Source organism: uncultured Campylobacter sp. (assembly GCF_938030145.1).
Lineage (GTDB): Bacteria > Campylobacterota > Campylobacteria > Campylobacterales > Campylobacteraceae > Campylobacter_B.
Genome location: NZ_CALHGM010000003.1, coordinates 35,315 through 52,945 on the forward strand (window position 1 = coordinate 35,315; position 17,631 = coordinate 52,945).

Consider the following 17,631-nt stretch of genomic DNA (forward strand, 5'->3'; position numbering starts at 1 on the left):
TCATGAGCCTGGCAAAAAATATCGGCGCATTTTTAAAAGATAGATTTAGCCTTCTATCGGTATTTGATGGCGCGGTGCTAAACGCATACGTGCTAGTTTTAGTATTAAATTTAGCCCTCGGGTTGCTTCTTATCGCGCGCGGCGGCGAGCTGCTCTCTGCGCAGGCGCTGTTTTTCGTGGCGTCTGCGATCTGCGGCGTGACGATACTTTTTTTCGCACTTTACGCGCTTAGCTTTTACAGCGCTAGGCTATATAAAATTCTCGCCTTTGCGCTTCTGGCGATAAACGCAATCTTCGCGATCGCTCAGATTTTTTTGATCTTTAGCCTGGAACTTACCTACTCGCACGGCACGCTGGACGCGCTAGTGCAAACTACGCCCAAGGAGGCCTTCGAGTTCGCGCATGCGTTTTTAAATTTTAAGCTTATCGCGACTTTTTTGGCGCTTTTGATCTTCGTCATCGTCGCTCTTAGGCTTAGAGTGAGCCAGCGAGCGCGAATGAAGCTATGTCGCGCGATAAAGCTAGCCTTTCTGCTTAGCTTGCTCGTTTTTATCGCGCATACGGCATTTAAAAGCTACGTAGCCAAAAGCTCGAAAATGCGCGCCAGCATCATAATCGCGCTAAATAAAATTCCGATTTATAACTTTGCTTTCGTTACGAAGGATTATTTCGGCGCCGATTTTAAAAGTGTGCGCGAGCTGCAAGCCGGATACCAAAGCATTTACGCCTCGCATTCGCATAAAACCGCACCAAACCGCATCTCAAACGTCGTTTTCATCATCGGAGAGAGCCTGCAGCGAAATTTTATGAGCCTATACGGCTACTATCTGCCCACTACGCCGAACTTTCAAGCGCTTGAGCAAAGCGGAAATTTAATTGCCTTTAGCGACGTCGTCTCGCCTGGAGCTAAGACCAACGACGTATTAAAATACGTGCTAAATTTCGGAAATTACGAGAGCGAAAAACAGCGCCCGTGGAGCGCCAACCTCGACATCGTAAATCTCGCGCGGCTCGCAAACTACGAGACCTTTTGGATCAGTAACCAGGAGCGCTACGGACAGTGGGCGGTCGCAAGCGGCGCGAGTGCGCAGATGACGGATCATTCGGACTTTACGAATCAAATCCCGGTTTACAAATACGCCTACTCGCTCGACGAAGTTATGCTTCCGAGTATAAGAAATTTCAAATCCGGCGTGAAAAAATCGCCCCTTGCGCGCAAGGACGAAAGCTCCGCCGCAGAGGCGGGCGGCGCGCAGATGAAGGATAAATTTTTCATCCTTCATCTGATGGGCTCGCACCCGAGCTACGAGTTTCGCTATCCGAAAAGCTTTGCTAAATTTAGCGCCGCGGACATCTCGCGTGAGCCACTTGATGAGGGGCAGAAAAAAGAGCTCGCGCACTACCTAAACACCGTGGCTTACAACGATTTTATCGTAAGCGAAATTTATAAAATTTTCGCAAACGACAACACGCTGATAGTCTATTTCAGCGACCACGCCCAGAGCCTTTATCAGTACCGCGGCAAGCTAATCCACGGCGGCATCAACCGCTTCACGCTCGAAATCCCGCTGATTTTCATGGCGTCTGATAAATTTAAAGAGCAAAACGCTGATCTTTGGGCGCGCATCGCGGCAGCCAAAGACAGGCCGTTTTTAAACGACGATCTCATCCACGCGATTGCGGAAATTTTAGAGATGACCGACCTCCCCGAGTACGATCCCGCTCGCTCGGTGATAAACGCGGATTTCAACGCCTCGCGTCCGCGCATCATCGAGGGGGTCGATTACGATAAGGTTTACAAGCTGCAAAAGGAATTTGGCGAGTAAATTCGGTGAAATTTTGCGCCTTTTAGCTACGTAAAATTTCGCCTCTTAAAATGCGCTCTTATCGCAAATGCTCGCGCCCTAATTTAGCTTTCGGATGGGGGGCGTGTCTGCGTCAAATCTACGCTATCGCAAAGCTCTGCGGTAGAATTCTTGTGTTGCGAAATTCTGCTTAGCAAAATTCGGCTTTGTAAAATTTCAAAATTTGCGGCTAAAATTTCACGGCGTAGAATTTTCTATGCGTTCACGAAATACAAAAATTGCGAAGCTCGTTCGAATAGCGAAATTTTGAAATTTAGGAATTTTAAAATTTGGCGGTATAAAAATTTATCCACGCGGCATGGAATTCTACCGCTCAAATTTCACGGCGCAAAATTCCGCAGTACAAAATTTATCGATAGAATTCAGCCCGCAATTTAAAATCTCAAAATTCCAAGCCGCGAAATTTTATGCCGAAGAATTTCATGCCCCAATCGGCACGGAGTATCTGCTGTCGAGCCGCGCATAAAATTCTACGCTTTAAAATTCCAAGCCATAAAATTTTACGCTACGAAATTTCACCGACAAAATTTTATGTCGCAAAACCCCGCGCCGTAAAATTTAAAAGCAGCTCTTGTTATAAAATTTCGCGAGCTTAATTTACGCTGCCGCAGCGGTATTTGCCCGCTACGAAGGTGATTTTATCGCGAATTTTAGCAATCTGTCTTAGCGCCTCCGCCAAGAAATCCACGTCGCTTTCGTCGTGGATGAACGAGAAGCTAACCCGCACCCAAGCGGGTTTGCGCGACATTTCGGTATCGGGTTGCAAGCCGAGCAGATCAAAGCCGTAAGGTGCTGCGCAGTCGCATCCTGCGCGGGTCTGGATCTCAAATTTCTGCCCGAGCACTCCGGATAGCGCGTCCGCGGCGAGCCCTTTCATATTAAAAGCAAAGATCGGCACGCGCGGCGCGGTCAGATTGCCGTAAATTTCAACCTCAGGGATTTTTGAAATTTCGCTTATGAAGCGCCTGCAGATCGCCTCTTCGCGCGACTTGATCGCCTCTAGTCCCGCGCTTTTGCGAAGCTTTAGGGCAAGATAAGCTCGCACCAGCGCGATGATGCCCGGCGTGCCCGCTTCTTCCAAGCGCTCCTTGTCGATTATAAAGCGCTGAGTTAGGGCATCCGCGTATTTGATTGTGCCGCCCCCTGCGAACGTCGGCTCCTCGCCGCGCAAAAGCTCCTTTCGCACCGCCAAAATCCCGCTAGCGCCCACGCCGCCCAAAAGCTTGTGCGCGCCGAAAAACACTCCGTCGCAAAAGCCGAGATCTACGTTTTCGTGCGCGATGAGCGCGCTAGCGTCCACAAACAGCCGCCCGCCATGCGCTTTTAGCATCAAGTAAGCACGCTTGTAATCAAGCTTAAGCCCCGTCACGTTCGATGCTGCAGTAAGTACGCCGTAAATTTCGCGCCCTTTGTTTGTGGATAAAATTTCGCCCAGCCGCGCAAAGTCTATCAGCCCGCTTCCGTCCAGTGGCACGCGCACTACCTCGCAAAACCCCTGTCTTAGGCTAATTTCAACGGAGTGATGCTCAAAAGGCGAGATGATGAAAAGCGGCAGCTCTTTTAGGCTCTCGCGCCGCAAACTGAGCCTATCTCGCGTTGCTGGCGGCAGGTAGATGCCTAAAATTTCCCAAAGCTTCTTAATCGCCGCGGTCGCGCCGAATCCGCAGGAGATCAGGTAGTAGCGCTCCTCGCAGCCCAGAAGCTCTTTGATTTTGGCTCTTGCATTTTCGTAGTAATCGCTCGTGATCTCGGCGCTCACTCCGCCTGCGGAGTGGACGTTGGCATATGTTGCAAGCACGCGCTCGATCTCCGCTTCTATAGGGCGATACGCGAGCCCCGAAGCGGCGAAATCGAAGTATTTGATCCCCTCTTTTAAGATGATATTTTCTTTGATCGTTTCAAAATCCAAAGCGCGACTCCAAAATTTTTGCAAATTATATCCAAACTCGCTAAAATTACGCCCGCAAGGAGGGCGAAATTTACGAGTTAAAAGACACGGCGCGAAATTTAGGCGATGTTGGTATCGACGCGATTTTGCAGTTTCATTTCGTATTTGACGAGATAGGTTGCATAAGCGGCTACGCGGACGTTTTCGAAGCGATCGAAAATGAAATTTTGCTCTGCTTTGAACACCTTAGCGAGCGCTTTAAATTCGGCGGCGAGTGTGAAGAGCAGATCAAAAAGGCGCTGATGAAATTCGCCAGAAGCGACCGCAAAAAGATCGGGATTTCAAAAATCTTGCCGCGATTTACAGCGCAAAAAATCACCGCAGATCTCATAAACGCGAAGTTTCTAATCACCGAAAAATCAAGCGAGCAAAGAGCGCAAAAGGCCCGTAAAAACGACCGCCTACCACGCGCGCTGCGCCGCTACCATATCACCGACAAAGTCCATTTTAGCAGTAACTTCGCGAGGTTTTGGTTTAGATTTATCGAGCCGAACCTGCCCGCGCTGCGCCGTGGCGAGATAGGGCGCGTGCTAAGTCTAATCAAAGCGGATTTCAACGCCTACGCGGGGCTTGGGTTTGAAATTTTAAGCAAGGAGCTGCTCGCAAAGTATCTAAATTTAGAGATTTCGCAAATTTCAAGCTTTTGGAACAAAGAGGTCGAGATCGACATCTACGCGAAATTTGAGAGCTTTTGCGTCGCGGGCGAGTGCAAATACAAGGAACGAAAAATTTCAAAAAACGTGCTAAATGAGCTTATGCTCAAATGCGAAAAAGCGCGCCTCGCGCCCAATCTGCTCGCGCTGTTTTCCAAAAACGGCTTTAGCGGCGAGCTACAAAACCTAAAAAGCGATAAAATTTTACTCTTTTCGCTCGAGGATTTTAAAATTTTACTTTGAATACGAACGTAAAATAAATGATTATAAGGGAATTATCATGAAAAATAGGATCTTGGCAGTATCGTTAGGCGTGCTTTTGAGCTTAAGCTTGACTGGATGCGATAAGAGGAAAATAGAGGATATTCAAACAGAGGATTTTTATGTCGCCAATCCGGATAAAGCAAAAAGCGTCTCCGAGGCGTGCGCCCTAGCCGATCTATCCAAAGAATCGGCAGAGATTTACGACAACTGCGAACGAGCCGCGATGGCGTATTTTAAAATCTTCTATAAAAGTATGATGCAAGCGGCATCAAGGCAAGAGGTAAAGGCGCAAGATGAAAAACAAAAAGCTATGTGCGAGCGCAAAGAGGTGCGAAATACGGAATTCGATGTGGAATGCTTTCTGTTTCTAGCCGTCACGGGTTTGCCGATAAACTCTACAGCGCCTAAAAATAGGCTGACTTATCTACTGGAGGAATGCAGAAATGATACAATCAGCCCGAAATGTAGGCTTTTAAGAAAGGAGATAAAGTTTCTCAAGGAAGACCTTAGAATGAGCAAAGAAGAGGTCTACGAGGCATTATCGAAAAAATTGCAAATCGTGATAAAAGACTATATTGATTTTTACGTATCGCAAGGTAGATTCGACGAAAATCCAAACAAGATAACAAGCATGACGGTCGAGCAGATAGCTCCAAACTCGATTAGCATAGGCACGACGAGCTATGTCAGCTGCTTTACTATAACCACAATCAATACAGGCAAAAACGCTAGTTTGGAGATACGAAAAGGCGCAAGCCAAAATGACGAATTCTGCATGGAAACATATAAATTGCCCGAAGTTGCAAAAATTCTAAATGAAAACGGCGGTGTTATTAGGCTTAGATAGCAAAATTTTATATTTTCAAATTTGATTACAAAGTCTTAAGAGTTTAATTTTAAAAACTGAAATTCCGCCGCTTGAAATTTTAAAGCGACGGAATTTTATGAAATTTCAGCTCGCGCGGGCGGCTGTGCTGCGCGCGACTTGCGCTACCGCGAGCAAACTCGCGTTGCTCGCACACAAACCTCGCGCCCCAAATTCCGTAAATTTAGACTATTTTTTCACCTTGATCACGTATGGCACCGATTTGATCACGCCTTTGGAAAAGAGCGTCTTGGTGTCCGCATACACGGCATCAAGCTCGGCTTTTGAGACGTCCGCATCGCTTACCTGCGCGTCCTTGTTATAGTATTTCTCGATCACGTCGATCGCGCCTTTTTGATCGCTCGGAGAGAGGGCTTTCAGCTGCTTTAAAACCAGCGCTGATTTGATAAACGCGCTTTTGCCGTGCACCGGCGCAAAGATCAATTTTACGTTGCTGTTGCGAAGATGCTTCGTGATCCTTTTCATCTCCTCGGCGCAATACGGGCACTCCGGATCGCCCACGATGTAGGTTACGTAGGGGTTGTTTTTATCAAACGACTCGATATAGGCAAATCTCGCGGGATCTATGCTCTTTAGCAGCTCAAGCGCGGCGGCATCCCTCGCGTCCTTTAAAATTTGAGTTCTCATCTTAAATAGCGCCGCGTCCGCCGCGTCCGCGAGCTTGGGCTCCTCAGTTACTGCCACTAGGCTTTTGGCGTCGTCGCTGGCTAAAAACGCCTCTTTTTTATCGCCCGAGCGGACGATCAGCAAATTTAACCCGTTTAGCGAGTTTAGTTTATCGATCGAGATGAGCTGAGCGTTTTTATCATTTAGACTTTGCTTTAGGTTTTTCACAAACTCCGCTTCGTTCGCATTCGCACCGAGCACAAAAGCTGCACATGCAGCCAAAACGTAGATGATTTTTTTCATAGCTTCCCTCCCCTTAAAATTTCGCCAATTATATCAATTTAAAATAAAATTTGTTATAATCGCGCCCTATCAATTTAAGGAGAAATTTATGGCTTATTCAATGGGCGATCTAAAAAAAGGTCTAAAAATCGAGGTGGACGGAATTCCGTTTAAAATCATAGAATACCAACACGTAAAACCGGGCAAAGGACCTGCTTTCGTGCGCGTTAAAATAAAATCTTTCATCGACGGCAAGGTGCTTGAAAAGACCTTCCACGCAGGCGATAAATGCGAGGCGCCGAATCTTGAGGAAAAAGAGATGCAGTATCTCTACGACGATGGCGAGGCGTGTCAGTTCATGGATACCGATAGCTACGAACAGATCGCGATCAGCGACGAGGATGTGGGCGAGGCGAAAAAATGGATGCTAGATGGTATGATGGTAAATATAATGTTTTACAACGGCAAAGCGATCGGCGTGGATGTGCCGCAGGTGGTGGAGCTTAAGATCGTAGAAACTGCGCCAAATTTCCGCGGCGATACGCAGGGCAGCAACAAAAAGCCCGCCACCCTTGAGACCGGCGCCGTGGTACAGATCCCATTTCACGTACTCGAAGGCGAGGTCATCCGCGTTGACACCGTCCGCGGCGAGTATATCGAGCGCGCAAATAAATAACCCTCCCTGTTTTTGCGAAATTTTGATTTCGCAAAAATTTCCTCTTTCTTTTGAAATTTATAAACTCCGAGCGATAAATTTAAACCGCGACCGTCACGTAAATTTTAATTAAAATGACTTTTTGGATTCGCCAAAATGTGGGATAATTTAGTCTAAATTTTACTCAGCGCTGATTTTTGCAAAATTTAGGATGGTTTTGCGATTAAATTTACGGATTTGAAATTTGAGTATAAAAACGCCCGAAAGCAAATCTTGCGACCCGCTTTCGGGCTTTGAGCTAAGCCATCTCTTCGATCAGCTTTAAAATTTCACCTTCACTTGGGAAACGAGGCCTAGCAAAATCTTTATTGAAGAAAAGCTTTCTGCCGTCAACTTCTACTAGAAAGTCTCCGCTGCCACCACCAGGGACCAACTCGACAACTGCATCCTTATAGACGCTTGTTATTTCATCTCTCACACGGAGAGCTTGCTGTCCATAAGATCAAGAATTACAAAAAGTAATTACAACCTTCATCTTTATTCCTTTCTAAAAAAAGTGCCACATTGTAGCCAAACTAGCTTAAATTTTAATATAAAGGCTCAATTTCGCGCGCCTCAGCATTTAAAATTTTTGGGCGAAATTTCGCAGTTTGCAAAGCTCTAAATTTTGCTGTCGCGGGCTTAAGGCTAGTCTTCAAATTTTAAAATTTCATCGTAGCAAAGATGAAAATCGCAGCCGTGCGCATGGAATTTTTTATCGCCATGAAAGTGCCCGAAATACCACCGCGCAGGCCTTATGAGCTCAAAGATCCTCTCTAAATACTCAGACGTTTTATCGGGGATACTTTTGCCGCACCAAAGGTATTCTTTTAAAAATTTCATCGCAAACCCTGGCGCCGTGTGGCTCAGTACCGCATCGATCCGCCCGCCCACGGCGATAAAATCGCGCGCATTTTGCACCGCATAGCTAAACTCCTCCTCGCTCGGAATCTCGCGCGCACCCACCAGCTAAGCCCCGGTATCCGATGCGCCTTATCGACGCTAAACGTGCCGCCGAAGCATAAAAAGCCGCCCCGCTATCTCGTAAATTTCGCCGCGTCGCAGCCAAAATATGTTTTTGTCGCCCACGCCCACGGTGCCACCAAATTTCCGCTCGCGCGGCAGCTCATCCAACATATCGAAATTTTCGTGATTTCCGTCTATGAAAAGAAGCGTGGCGGGGAAATATCTTTCTATATTTTTGCGCGCCATAAACTCATCTATCCGCTCGCTCCAAAACAGCCCGAAATCCCCAAGCACGATGACGAAATCATCGGCACTAAGCCCGCCCGCAAAGGCTTTGTTCGTGATTTTGCCGATCTCGTTTATTCCGTGTGTATCGCCGCAAAGATATATCATATTCCTCTCCTTTAATCTGACTCGCCGCGCTTTGCCACAGCCCATGCGAATGAAATTTTAAGCGCTAAATTTTACACGGCGCACGCCGCACGACCCTCTGTGCTCCGATCCGCAACCACGCAAATTTAATCCAAATTAAAAGCGTAAATTTGGGCGACGTATTTTAAAAGCACGGGCATCGAGCCTGTCGCCGCCTAAATTTAAAGCCGCAGCTTCCGATTTAGATTTCGCGGCGCAGATCTAAGCGGCGAAATCCGAGTAGGCGCAGCTTTGCTTGCTGCCACTAAATTTTAAATTTAGCGACGGATTTTGTAAATTTATAGCGAACCACATAAATTTAGCGGCGGATTGCGCAATTTCCGCAAAGAGCTTTGTAAATTTCAACGAACTTTGTAAATTCCACGGCGAGCCGCCTAAATTTAAAGATTAAATTTAAAGCCTGCCGCGCAATTTCGTTGCCAGCGCGGCGCCGATTTTTTCGTAGCCCTCTTTTTGTAAGTGGATCTCGTCTGGGCGGATAAGCCCGCGCTCGCGCCAGCCGCGCCAGCCGCCATCCTCATCCATAAGACCGGCTATGTCGTAAAACATTGCCCCTTCGTCTCGCGCTAGATGTGCTAGTACCTCCGCAGCGCGTGAGGCGTTTGGCACTTTAGGGCTTCGCGGCGGTGCTACGAGCAGGATTTTTGCACCAGGAGCTGCAGAGCGGACAGAGCGAAGCAGCCCACGGATGCTTTGGTAGAATTTTTGCTCGTCAAATTTCGGATCCATCGCATCGTTTGTACCGTAAGCGATGACTACGAGATCGTATCTAAGTCCCGAAAAATCCCTATCAAAGGCATCTGCGCCCCATTTTTCGTAGAGGTTGCTAAACGCGCCGTTGCTCGCACAAGAGTCTGCAAAGCGCGCGTTTTTGCGGTAAATTTTATATCCTCCAAGCTCTGCTCCGTCACGCAGCGATCGAATTTCGATCGGAAATCTAAGTCGCAGCTTAGAATACTCCCATTTCTGCGGCACTTCTTGCGAAATATACGCGCTTAGCCCACTTGCATCGCGCACGCGAAAAATCTCGCCGCCCTGATCCGATTTATGTAAAATTTCGACGTAAAAATCGCCGCTAAGCTGCTTTAGCTCCAGTCGCACATTAGCGCCCTTTTTGCCGGTAGCGATCACTCCGCATAGTGGGAAATCGGGGTCTTGCTCGGTGCGAGACGAGATCACATTAAAGCCGCTTTGCTTAAATTCTATATTTTCGCTTTTGTGATATTTAGGCATCATTGCAGGCACGAAGCCGACGCTGTTTTGCACAAAAAAGCCGTGCCTGAAAGCATCTATCAGCGCGTCGCTTCCTAAATGCGAATCGCCAAAAAATTTCACTCCAAAGCCCGCAGAGCTTTTTGCGTTTGCGGAATTTATGCCGCGAACGCCTGCGTTTGCCGCGCATCCGCCTAATAATGCAGCAAATAAAATCACTATAAATTTACTCAACTTCAATCCTTGATAAAATTTCTTTCGCTACCGCTTCGCAACCCTCTTTGCTCATATGAATGCCGTCGTCTTGGCGCACGCGCACGAGCTTCGAGCCGCTTTGCAGATAGGTTTTATAGACGCCTTTTTCGCACACCAGCGGGGTTGTTTGCATAAAATACCCGCCAAGCGCCATACTAGCGTCGGCATATATTTGATTTAGCAGCTGCGTTTTCTCCTCAAAATCTGGCTTTTGCATACACGGCATCGCTAGCCACAGCACTCCTGCACCGTGCGAGTGCGCCGTATCGTAGATCTCGCGCACCCTTGAGGCGTAAAACTCCCGCCAGCGCGGCGTTTTGATGCCGTAGGTCTTGCCGCCTGCGCGGTACTCCCAGACGTCGTTCGCACCCAGCAGCACGACTACGAGCTTAACGCCGCCGTTTTCGCGAAGCGCGGTATCGAGCGTCTTTTGCCAGTCGAAAGATTTCTTGCTCGCAAGCCCCGTAGATTGCTTGCTAAGATCAATCACCCTCAGGCTTCGCTTCGGGAAAAATTTCTTAGCGTTCATCCCCACGTATTGCATCAGGCTATCGCCCATAAAAAGCACCTCATCGCCTGCATTTAGGCGGATTTTGCCATCGTCGCTAAGCGAAATTTTAGCATCAATCTCCGCGGAGCTTTGCGTCGTTAAATTCTGCTCCAAGGCCTGCGTAGCAGGAAGTTGAGAATCGGAATTTTCGCCGCTTTGCAAGGTTGCGCTTGCCGTAACGGAGTTTTGTGACGCAGAGGAGCTGCGCGACACAGAGCTTGTTGTAGCCAGGCTTTGTGGCACGGAATTTTGCGAAGTAGAATTTTGAGGGATGGAATTTTGTGCGTAAGGCCCCTGCGCAGAATCGCGCGTTTTTAAATGATGCGTAGAATTATTTAAGGCAGAATTATTCTTTGCAGCATGGGCTTGCGGCTTGCTATCTTGCGGCTTAACGTTTTGCAAAGCATCGTGATCTCGTGCCCTCGTGCTTTGCAAAGCTTGATTTTCTGCCATGCGATCTTGCGCAGGTTTTTTAAAATTTTTGCTTCCGCTATGCGGACTTGCGTCCTCATCCTTGCTAATATCCTCGCCTTTGATGCGCTGCTCAAGCTTATCTGCGACATTTGCAATTTTTTCGTAGATCTCTCCGCCTACGCGAAACGGCGAGCGGCGCAGCCATTCTTCCAGCCCAAAATCATCGTGAAATCGCTGCTCCAAATAATAAAGCAGCGAGCCTTGCATAAAAAATGCCGAGAAAAGCAGCGCAAAAAGCAGAGTCGAAACAAACCTAAGCATCTAAAATCCTGCGTAGATGAAATTTGGAATTCCGCTTGGCATCAGCGCGAAAATCAGCGTGAAGATCACGCCGAGCGCGAGAGCTTTAGGCAAAAACGGCAGCTCGGCAAAAAGCGCGATTAAAGTATCTTTAAGAGCTGAAATTTTAGGATAAACAAAAATCCCCGCTAAAATCACCGCAAGCACCGCTAGCTCGCTAATATCTCCGAAAGCTCGTGCTCGGGCAAAAGCACCCAAAATCGCCGCCGCATCCGGAAGGGAATTGGCGAAAAAAATCCAAGCGAAACTTACAAAAATATAGGTGCAAAAAAGCGCTAAATGCGGATTTAGCGGCTTTACGCCCACTTTGGTAAGACATTTTAAAAATACAAGCGCTGCTCCGTGCAAAAGCCCCCAAATCAAAAAATTTAATCCCGCGCCGTGCCAAATGCCCGAGAGCGCAAATGCGATTAGCAAATTTACGCAGGTACGTGCAAAACCCCTGCGCGAGCCGCCGAGCGGGATATAAATATAATCGCGTATAAACGTGGATAAGCTGATATGCCAGCGATCCCAAAACTCGCCTAAATTCTTAGCCGCGTAGGGCATATTAAAATTCTGCGGCAGCTTAAAGCCCATCGCAAGCCCAAGCGCCCGCGCCATATCGATAAAGCCGCTAAAATTCGTATAAAGCACCACGCCATAAAGTAGCAGTGCAGCTAGAATTTGCGCCGCGGAGGACTCAGGCTCGTCGCCGTAAACGCCTGAAATCACATCGCTATAATACGCGCCCAAATAGCCGCTAATAAGCAGTAGCTTAACTAAGGCAAAAATTATAAGTACATAAATTTCATCGGCATTGCCAAAGTGCTTGAAGCGATCAAACTGTGGCAGTACTGGCTCTACGCCCTTGGCAGCGCTAGCGCGCCCGATAGGACCCATCACGACGCTGGGGAAAAACGCTAAAAAGCACGCCAAGCTCAAAAAGCCCTGCTCGCCGCATTCGCGCCTATAAACCGAGACGAAATAGGTGATCGACATAAAAACATAATATGAAATTCCAAGCGGAAACGCCACGCTGTCGACGGCACCTAGGTGAAGCGCAGCAAGCGCGGCATTGAAAAACTCCCTGACGTAGCCATAATATTTAAAAAATGCGAGAAAAAATAAGCCGCCAGCAACTGCCGCAAGCATCACTGCACGCGCCTTCGCAGTGGGTAGTGGGAGCTGCTTTGCTATGCCAGCTTGTTTTGTTGCGCTCATCTGCTTGGCTGCCGCTTTACGCGAGAGTTTTTTCTTGTGCGAAGACTGCTTTGCGGGCGGTATGGTTTTTGTGACTACGCGATTAGCGCGCGCGATACACACACCTGCAAAATATACGAAAGCACTATAGGCTGCAAGCACCAGCGCAAAGCGAGGATTTACGGAGCACATGAAGCCATAGCTTGCCAGCAGGATCAGGATTTTTTGCGCGAAAATGTGATTTTTGAGCGTCCAATAAACGATTAAAAACGCTAAAAAAGCAAGGACAAACTCGGGCGAAAAAAATGTCATTCAATCTTTCCAATTTAAATTTTTAAAGCTCTTGCGGGCTTTTAGACGCTTGCAACGCGAGATTTATATGAAGCAAAAAAGCTTTTTTTAAATCGCTTACAGCGCGATATTTTATGCGCAGGTGCGGCATTGCGCCGCTAAACGCTCTAATAAATCTAGCGTCCAAATCCTTAGATTTCATGGACAGCTTGCAGCAAGCCCTTGCCACGTGAGCGAAATTCCACAACAATGGCAAAATTTGAAACGCAAATGAGGGCTCGACGCACGAATAAAATTTTTAAACGCGCTGAGTGCTTTGCATCAAATTCCCACGAAACCTCGCAAACGCAGTCTCGCAAGTTCTACCCGCAGGATTTCAAAATAAGCGCCTTTTGGAATCATGCCATATAAATTAGGCGCGCGATGCTGCTAAAATCTTATGAAATAAGATAAGCCACACTTCATCACAACTATGAGGGCTGAAATCCTACAAAGCAAAATTTTAAAAGCCAAAAATTTTGCAGCGATAATAAAATTCCGCCCGTTAAAATCTATCGCGCGAAATTACTAAGTAGAATCTCACTTTAAGGCGCAATAGAAACCATCTAAAAGCTACGCGCCTTATGAGCCAAAATCATGGCTTTTAATTTTTACTGCAAATTGCAGATCTGCGCCTCCATAAAGCCCCTTTTAAAATTTTGTATCAACGCAAACGCACCTTACGCTAGCCTCGCTCTTTCTTGCAAAAAACACAAGTTAAATCAATGAGCTTCGCATCGTAAAATTTTGGCTCTAGACTTGGTTTTGGCGCGGCGCAACTTCAGGCTCGCTAGGCGAAATTAGTCATAAATTAATGCGGCTACATAGATTTTGACTTGGCTGAAATTTAACGTAGCAGATCCGAATCTCGCTTCGTAACTTAGCCATTCTAACGAGATAATGTAAATTTTAATTTGCAATTTAAAATTTCTAGCGCAACCATACCAGCTTTGGCTCGCGTTTTGCAATTCTAATCTAGCGGCGCGAGTAGCTCATAAAACGCCGCGTAAAATTGCAAATTTCAGCGTTTTTTATTCGGCTAGCGAAGAGATCTGTGTGCGCAAGAACTGGTTTGCGAAAATTTTAAAATTTTATCGCTTGCCTCAACCTGCCTTTAGGGCAATCGCGATAAAATTTACGTTCCGCGTTTCAATCAAACGAGCAGTTGCGATGAAATCCTAAGCTAGCAGTCGAGATGAAATTTTACGCCGCATTTTAAAAAAATCCCGCGCATGCCCAACTGAGAAATCCGTAAATCTCGCGCGAAATTTCATATTGCTGCATTACTTAGCGGCTATCAAATATGCTTGCCAAGCAGACGCAGTGAAATTTCGCACTGCCCTTTAATACTCGCTCGAAGTAAAATTTCGCGCAGATGTTTTAACGGTCCATAGTCGAAATAAACGTTCCACATAATTCTATCGCAAAACGGCTACCGGGTGGAATTTTTCCTAGCAGCAAAGTCCGTTCTGCGCGAAATTTATGCCTCTGCGCGGATGATCCTTACCGCTTCGACCATATTTTTTAGGCTAGGGCGGACCTCCTCCCATTTGCGCGTTTTTAGGCCGCAGTCCGGGTTAATCCACAGCTGCTCTTTCGGAAGCACCTCAAGCAGCGCGCGGATCTGGCTTACGAGCTCATGTACGCTAGGAATTCGCGGGCTGTGGATGTCGTAAACGCCGGGGCCGACCTCCTGCTTATAGCCGACCGATTTGAAAACTCGAAGTAGCTCGTTGCCACTGCGAGCAGTCTCGATGCTGATAACGTCAGCATCCATCGCCTCTATCGTTTTGATTATGTCGTTAAACTCCGAATAGCACATATGCGTATGGATCTGCATGTGAGCACTTGCGGCGCTGACAGCAAGCTTAAAAGCACTAACGGCGAATTTTTCATACGCAGGGATATTTTCGGATCTAAGCGGATAGCCCTCTTTAAACGCAGCTTCATCCACCTGAACGATCTTGATACCTGCGTCTTGCAGATCCGAAATCTCATCGAAAATCGCAAGCGCAAGCTGTTTTACTATCTGCTCGCGAGGCTTATCGTCGCGCACGAAGCTCCAGTTCATCATCGTAACAGGTCCCGTTAGCATGCCCTTCATAATCTTTTTAGTGCGGCTTTGGGCGTATTTGATCCACTCTACCGTCATCGGCTTTGGGCGGCTCACGTCGCCGAAAAGTAGTGGCGGTTTCACGCAGCGGCTGCCGTAGCTCTGCACCCAGCCGTTGGCGCTAAACGCGTATCCGCTCATCTGCTCGCCGAAATACTCGACCATATCGTTACGCTCAGGCTCGCCGTGAACCAGCACGTCCAGACCAATCTCATCTTGAAATTTAACGCAGTCGTCGATGTAGGCTTTGATGTCACGCTCGTAGGCTTCGCGACCAATTAAGCCCTTTTTATAGGCGTTGCGAACCTGGCGAAGCTCGGCAGTCTGCGGGAAGGAGCCAATCGTAGTAGTAGGCAAAATTCCATAGCCTAGCTCCTTTTTCTGCACCTTGATGCGATCCTCGTAGCGATCGGCGCGCTCGAATTTATTTAAATTTGCGGCGCGGCTTTGAACTCGCTCGTCATGAATAAGCGGCGAGCTAGCGCGAGTTTTAGCGGATTTTTGATTTTCCTTGTATGCCTTCATGCCGTGTTCGCACATCGGAATTTCAAAGAAAAGATGGGTCAAAATCGAAATTTCGCTTAGTTTTTCGACCGCGAAACTTAGCCAGGATCTGATCTCGGCGTTTAGCTTGTCCTCATATTTTAGCGTAAAAGGCACATGCAAAAGCGAGCAGGAGGTACCCACGTAGATGCGCTCTTTAGGCACGTAGGCTTCGATAGCTTTGAGCTGGGCTAGCTTTTTGTCGATGTCGCTCTTCCAGATATTACGCCCGTCGATCACGCCTGCGAAAAGCACGGTCTTGACGTCTTTTAAAGCTTGAAGCTCTTTTTTGATATTCTCTTCGCTTGCGTAAACAAAATCAAGCCCGATCGCCCATACATCAGTCTTTACTATCTCTTTAACGGCCTCGGTCGCATGCTCAAAATAGGTCATAAAGATGATTTTTACGTTGCTTGCGACCTTGCTTAGGCGCTGATAAACAGGCTCGATCTTCGGCGCTAGCTCAGCCGCGCGATCTGTCACAAAAATCGGCTCGTCGATCTGAACCACGACCTCGTTATCAAGCTCGCTAAGAAGCTTTAGCAGCTCCTCATATTTCGCGGCAAGGGCATCTAAATGCGCGAGTGGATCGCTTTTGTCGCTTGATTTACTAAGCGCAAGATAGGTGATAGGTCCGATTAAATTTATCTTTAGCGCGCAGGAATCCTTAAAATCGTTATTCTTCGCGGCCTTATACTCGCTTAAAATTTTACTAGGATTTAGGCTAAATTCCGCATACGCAGAGATCTCAGGCACGATATAGTGGTAGTTTGTGTTAAACCACTTCGTCATCTCCATCGCGACTGCGTCTTTACTGCCGCGCGCCATCGCAAAATACTGCTCATGCGCCGAAAGAGCCGCAAAGCGCTGCGGGATCACGCCGAAAAGTACGCTGGTATCGAGCATCAGATCGTAGTATGAAAAGTCGTTTACGCTAATTAGGCCGCTCCAAGCATCCAGCTGATATTTGATGTGGCGATCTTTTAGCTCTGCGGCGACCCGCTCCAGCGCGTCATAATCGCACTTGCTCGCCCAATAGCTCTCCAAAGCCTTCTTTAACTCGCGCTGCTCTCCGATACGCGGAAAGCCCGTGACGTAACTTTTCATTTTAATCCTTTACGTAAAATTTGATATTAAGGGTTGGATTTTATCTTAAAATTTCTTTTGCTGCTATTAAAATTTTAATCTAATCTCGAAAATGAACGAAATTTTATCCAAAAGCGCAGGGGTGGAATTCCTCGATAAAATCTGAAATGGAATTTTTATCGACGGAATTCCGTAAGTTAAAATTTTAGGATTGAATTTAAAGGCGTTAAATTCATCATGATTTAAACCTCGTCGCAAGATTCTACTAAAACTTAGTAAAACCTTGCGACGAAGCTAGCCTTACCTGACACACCGCAAAGCCACTGAGCATCAAGGCTCTATGAAAGCAGTGCAATGCCTCAAATATGAAAATTCTTAGAATTTATAATTATATCCTGCGTAAACGCCGTATTTTTTACCGTCGTTATCTTCGATATAATCGCCGTCTTTGTACCACGCCTTGCTTGCTTTAAAGCCCATTTCAATCTCGCTATTGGAGCCAAACTCATACGCAGTACCTATCTTGCCGCCCAAAATGAAGCCACCCAGCGTATCGTCTGCTCTAACCCAGCCGCCATTGCTATAGTCTATTTTAACTTCAGTATCTAGCACCGAAAGCCCAGCGTAAGCGCCTAGGACGAGCTTAAATCTACCGAAAAGCTCCGGCGTAAAATCCGCACCGGCTACGAAATCGTGCGTGCTCCATTTAACCTTTCTCTTCGAATTGGCATTCGAGCTGGAATCCTCGCCCTTAAATCCGTAAAAATACCCGCCGTAAGCTCTAAACGTGCCGAAGTCATATCCGGCCTTAACGCCGATTTGCGGTTGTCCGTCATCAAAACCCGCAGCTTGGTTTTTGAAATTGTATCCGCCTTCGCCGCCTATGAAAAGACCCTCCGCCATCGCGCTTACTGCAGCTAAAGAGCTAAGAAGCGCCACTTTTGCAACTAAATTTCTCATATTTACTCCTTTTGGTGAAATTTCATCTCA

Annotated in this window: 14 protein-coding genes; 4 read left to right on the forward strand and 10 right to left on the reverse strand. The window is 47.2% G+C overall.

The window, feature by feature from the left end; all coding sequences use genetic code 11:
* Positions 1-2: 2 nt before the first annotated feature.
* Positions 3-1,826 (forward strand): phosphoethanolamine transferase, encoded by a 1,824-nt coding sequence (locus tag Q0323_RS00480; RefSeq protein WP_298050485.1) that lies wholly within the window; start codon positions 3-5, stop codon positions 1,824-1,826.
* A 631-nt stretch (positions 1,827-2,457) separates the two neighbouring features.
* Here the strand turns inward: Q0323_RS00480 and Q0323_RS00485 are convergent.
* On the reverse strand, positions 2,458-3,798 hold the full coding sequence (locus Q0323_RS00485) for an aminotransferase class V-fold PLP-dependent enzyme (protein ID WP_298050486.1): 1,341 nt from the start codon (positions 3,796-3,798) through the stop codon (positions 2,458-2,460).
* A gap of 101 nt (positions 3,799-3,899) precedes the next feature.
* Between Q0323_RS00485 and Q0323_RS00490 the strand changes: the two genes are divergently transcribed.
* Both Q0323_RS00490 and Q0323_RS00495 read left to right on the forward strand, forming a co-directional pair.
* Positions 3,900-4,709: a DUF234 domain-containing protein gene (locus Q0323_RS00490; RefSeq protein ID WP_298050487.1), complete on the forward strand. Its 810-nt coding sequence runs from the start codon at positions 3,900-3,902 to the stop codon at positions 4,707-4,709.
* A 37-nt stretch (positions 4,710-4,746) separates the two neighbouring features.
* Positions 4,747-5,577 (forward strand): hypothetical protein, encoded by an 831-nt coding sequence (locus tag Q0323_RS00495; protein ID WP_298050488.1) that lies wholly within the window; start codon positions 4,747-4,749, stop codon positions 5,575-5,577.
* Between the two features lie 207 nt (positions 5,578-5,784).
* On the opposite strand, the gene Q0323_RS00500 is transcribed toward Q0323_RS00495, so the two are convergent.
* A complete protein-coding gene (locus Q0323_RS00500; RefSeq protein WP_298050490.1) occupies positions 5,785-6,525 on the reverse strand; it encodes a hypothetical protein in 741 nt (246 codons plus the stop codon).
* 88 nt (positions 6,526-6,613) lie between these two features.
* Between Q0323_RS00500 and efp the strand changes: the two genes are divergently transcribed.
* Positions 6,614-7,180: an elongation factor P gene (efp, locus tag Q0323_RS00505; protein ID WP_005871146.1), complete on the forward strand. Its 567-nt coding sequence runs from the start codon at positions 6,614-6,616 to the stop codon at positions 7,178-7,180.
* 277 nt (positions 7,181-7,457) lie between these two features.
* On the opposite strand, the gene Q0323_RS00510 is transcribed toward efp, so the two are convergent.
* The 8 genes from Q0323_RS00510 to Q0323_RS00545 all read right to left on the reverse strand — a co-directional run bounded on the left by Q0323_RS00510 (position 7,458) and on the right by Q0323_RS00545 (position 17,601).
* Positions 7,458-7,694 carry a SelT/SelW/SelH family protein gene (locus tag Q0323_RS00510; protein WP_298050491.1) on the reverse strand — a complete coding sequence of 79 codons (237 nt, stop codon included), beginning with the start codon at positions 7,692-7,694 and terminating at the stop codon, positions 7,458-7,460.
* A gap of 152 nt (positions 7,695-7,846) precedes the next feature.
* The gene (locus Q0323_RS00515; protein WP_298050493.1) at positions 7,847-8,164 is read right to left on the reverse strand and encodes a hypothetical protein; all 318 of its coding nucleotides are present in this window, start codon (positions 8,162-8,164) and stop codon (positions 7,847-7,849) included.
* A gap of 36 nt (positions 8,165-8,200) precedes the next feature.
* Positions 8,201-8,557: a metallophosphoesterase gene (locus Q0323_RS00520; RefSeq protein ID WP_298050494.1), complete on the reverse strand. Its 357-nt coding sequence runs from the start codon at positions 8,555-8,557 to the stop codon at positions 8,201-8,203.
* A 432-nt stretch (positions 8,558-8,989) separates the two neighbouring features.
* The gene (locus Q0323_RS00525) at positions 8,990-10,042 is read right to left on the reverse strand and encodes a GDSL-type esterase/lipase family protein (protein ID WP_298050495.1); all 1,053 of its coding nucleotides are present in this window, start codon (positions 10,040-10,042) and stop codon (positions 8,990-8,992) included.
* Positions 10,035-11,348, reverse strand: a complete 1,314-nt coding sequence (locus tag Q0323_RS00530) for a DUF459 domain-containing protein (RefSeq protein WP_298050496.1) — start codon at positions 11,346-11,348, stop codon at positions 10,035-10,037. The genes Q0323_RS00525 and Q0323_RS00530 overlap by 8 nt, the downstream gene beginning before the upstream one ends.
* Entirely contained in the window at positions 11,349-12,881 is a 1,533-nt protein-coding gene (locus Q0323_RS00535; protein WP_298050497.1) for an MBOAT family O-acyltransferase, read from the reverse strand.
* Between the two features lie 1,498 nt (positions 12,882-14,379).
* Positions 14,380-16,662, reverse strand: coding sequence for a 5-methyltetrahydropteroyltriglutamate--homocysteine S-methyltransferase (metE, locus tag Q0323_RS00540; protein ID WP_298050498.1), 2,283 nt, complete (start codon positions 16,660-16,662; stop codon positions 14,380-14,382).
* 354 nt (positions 16,663-17,016) lie between these two features.
* On the reverse strand, positions 17,017-17,601 hold the full coding sequence (locus Q0323_RS00545) for a hypothetical protein (RefSeq protein WP_297881510.1): 585 nt from the start codon (positions 17,599-17,601) through the stop codon (positions 17,017-17,019).
* Positions 17,602-17,631 lie beyond the last annotated feature (30 nt).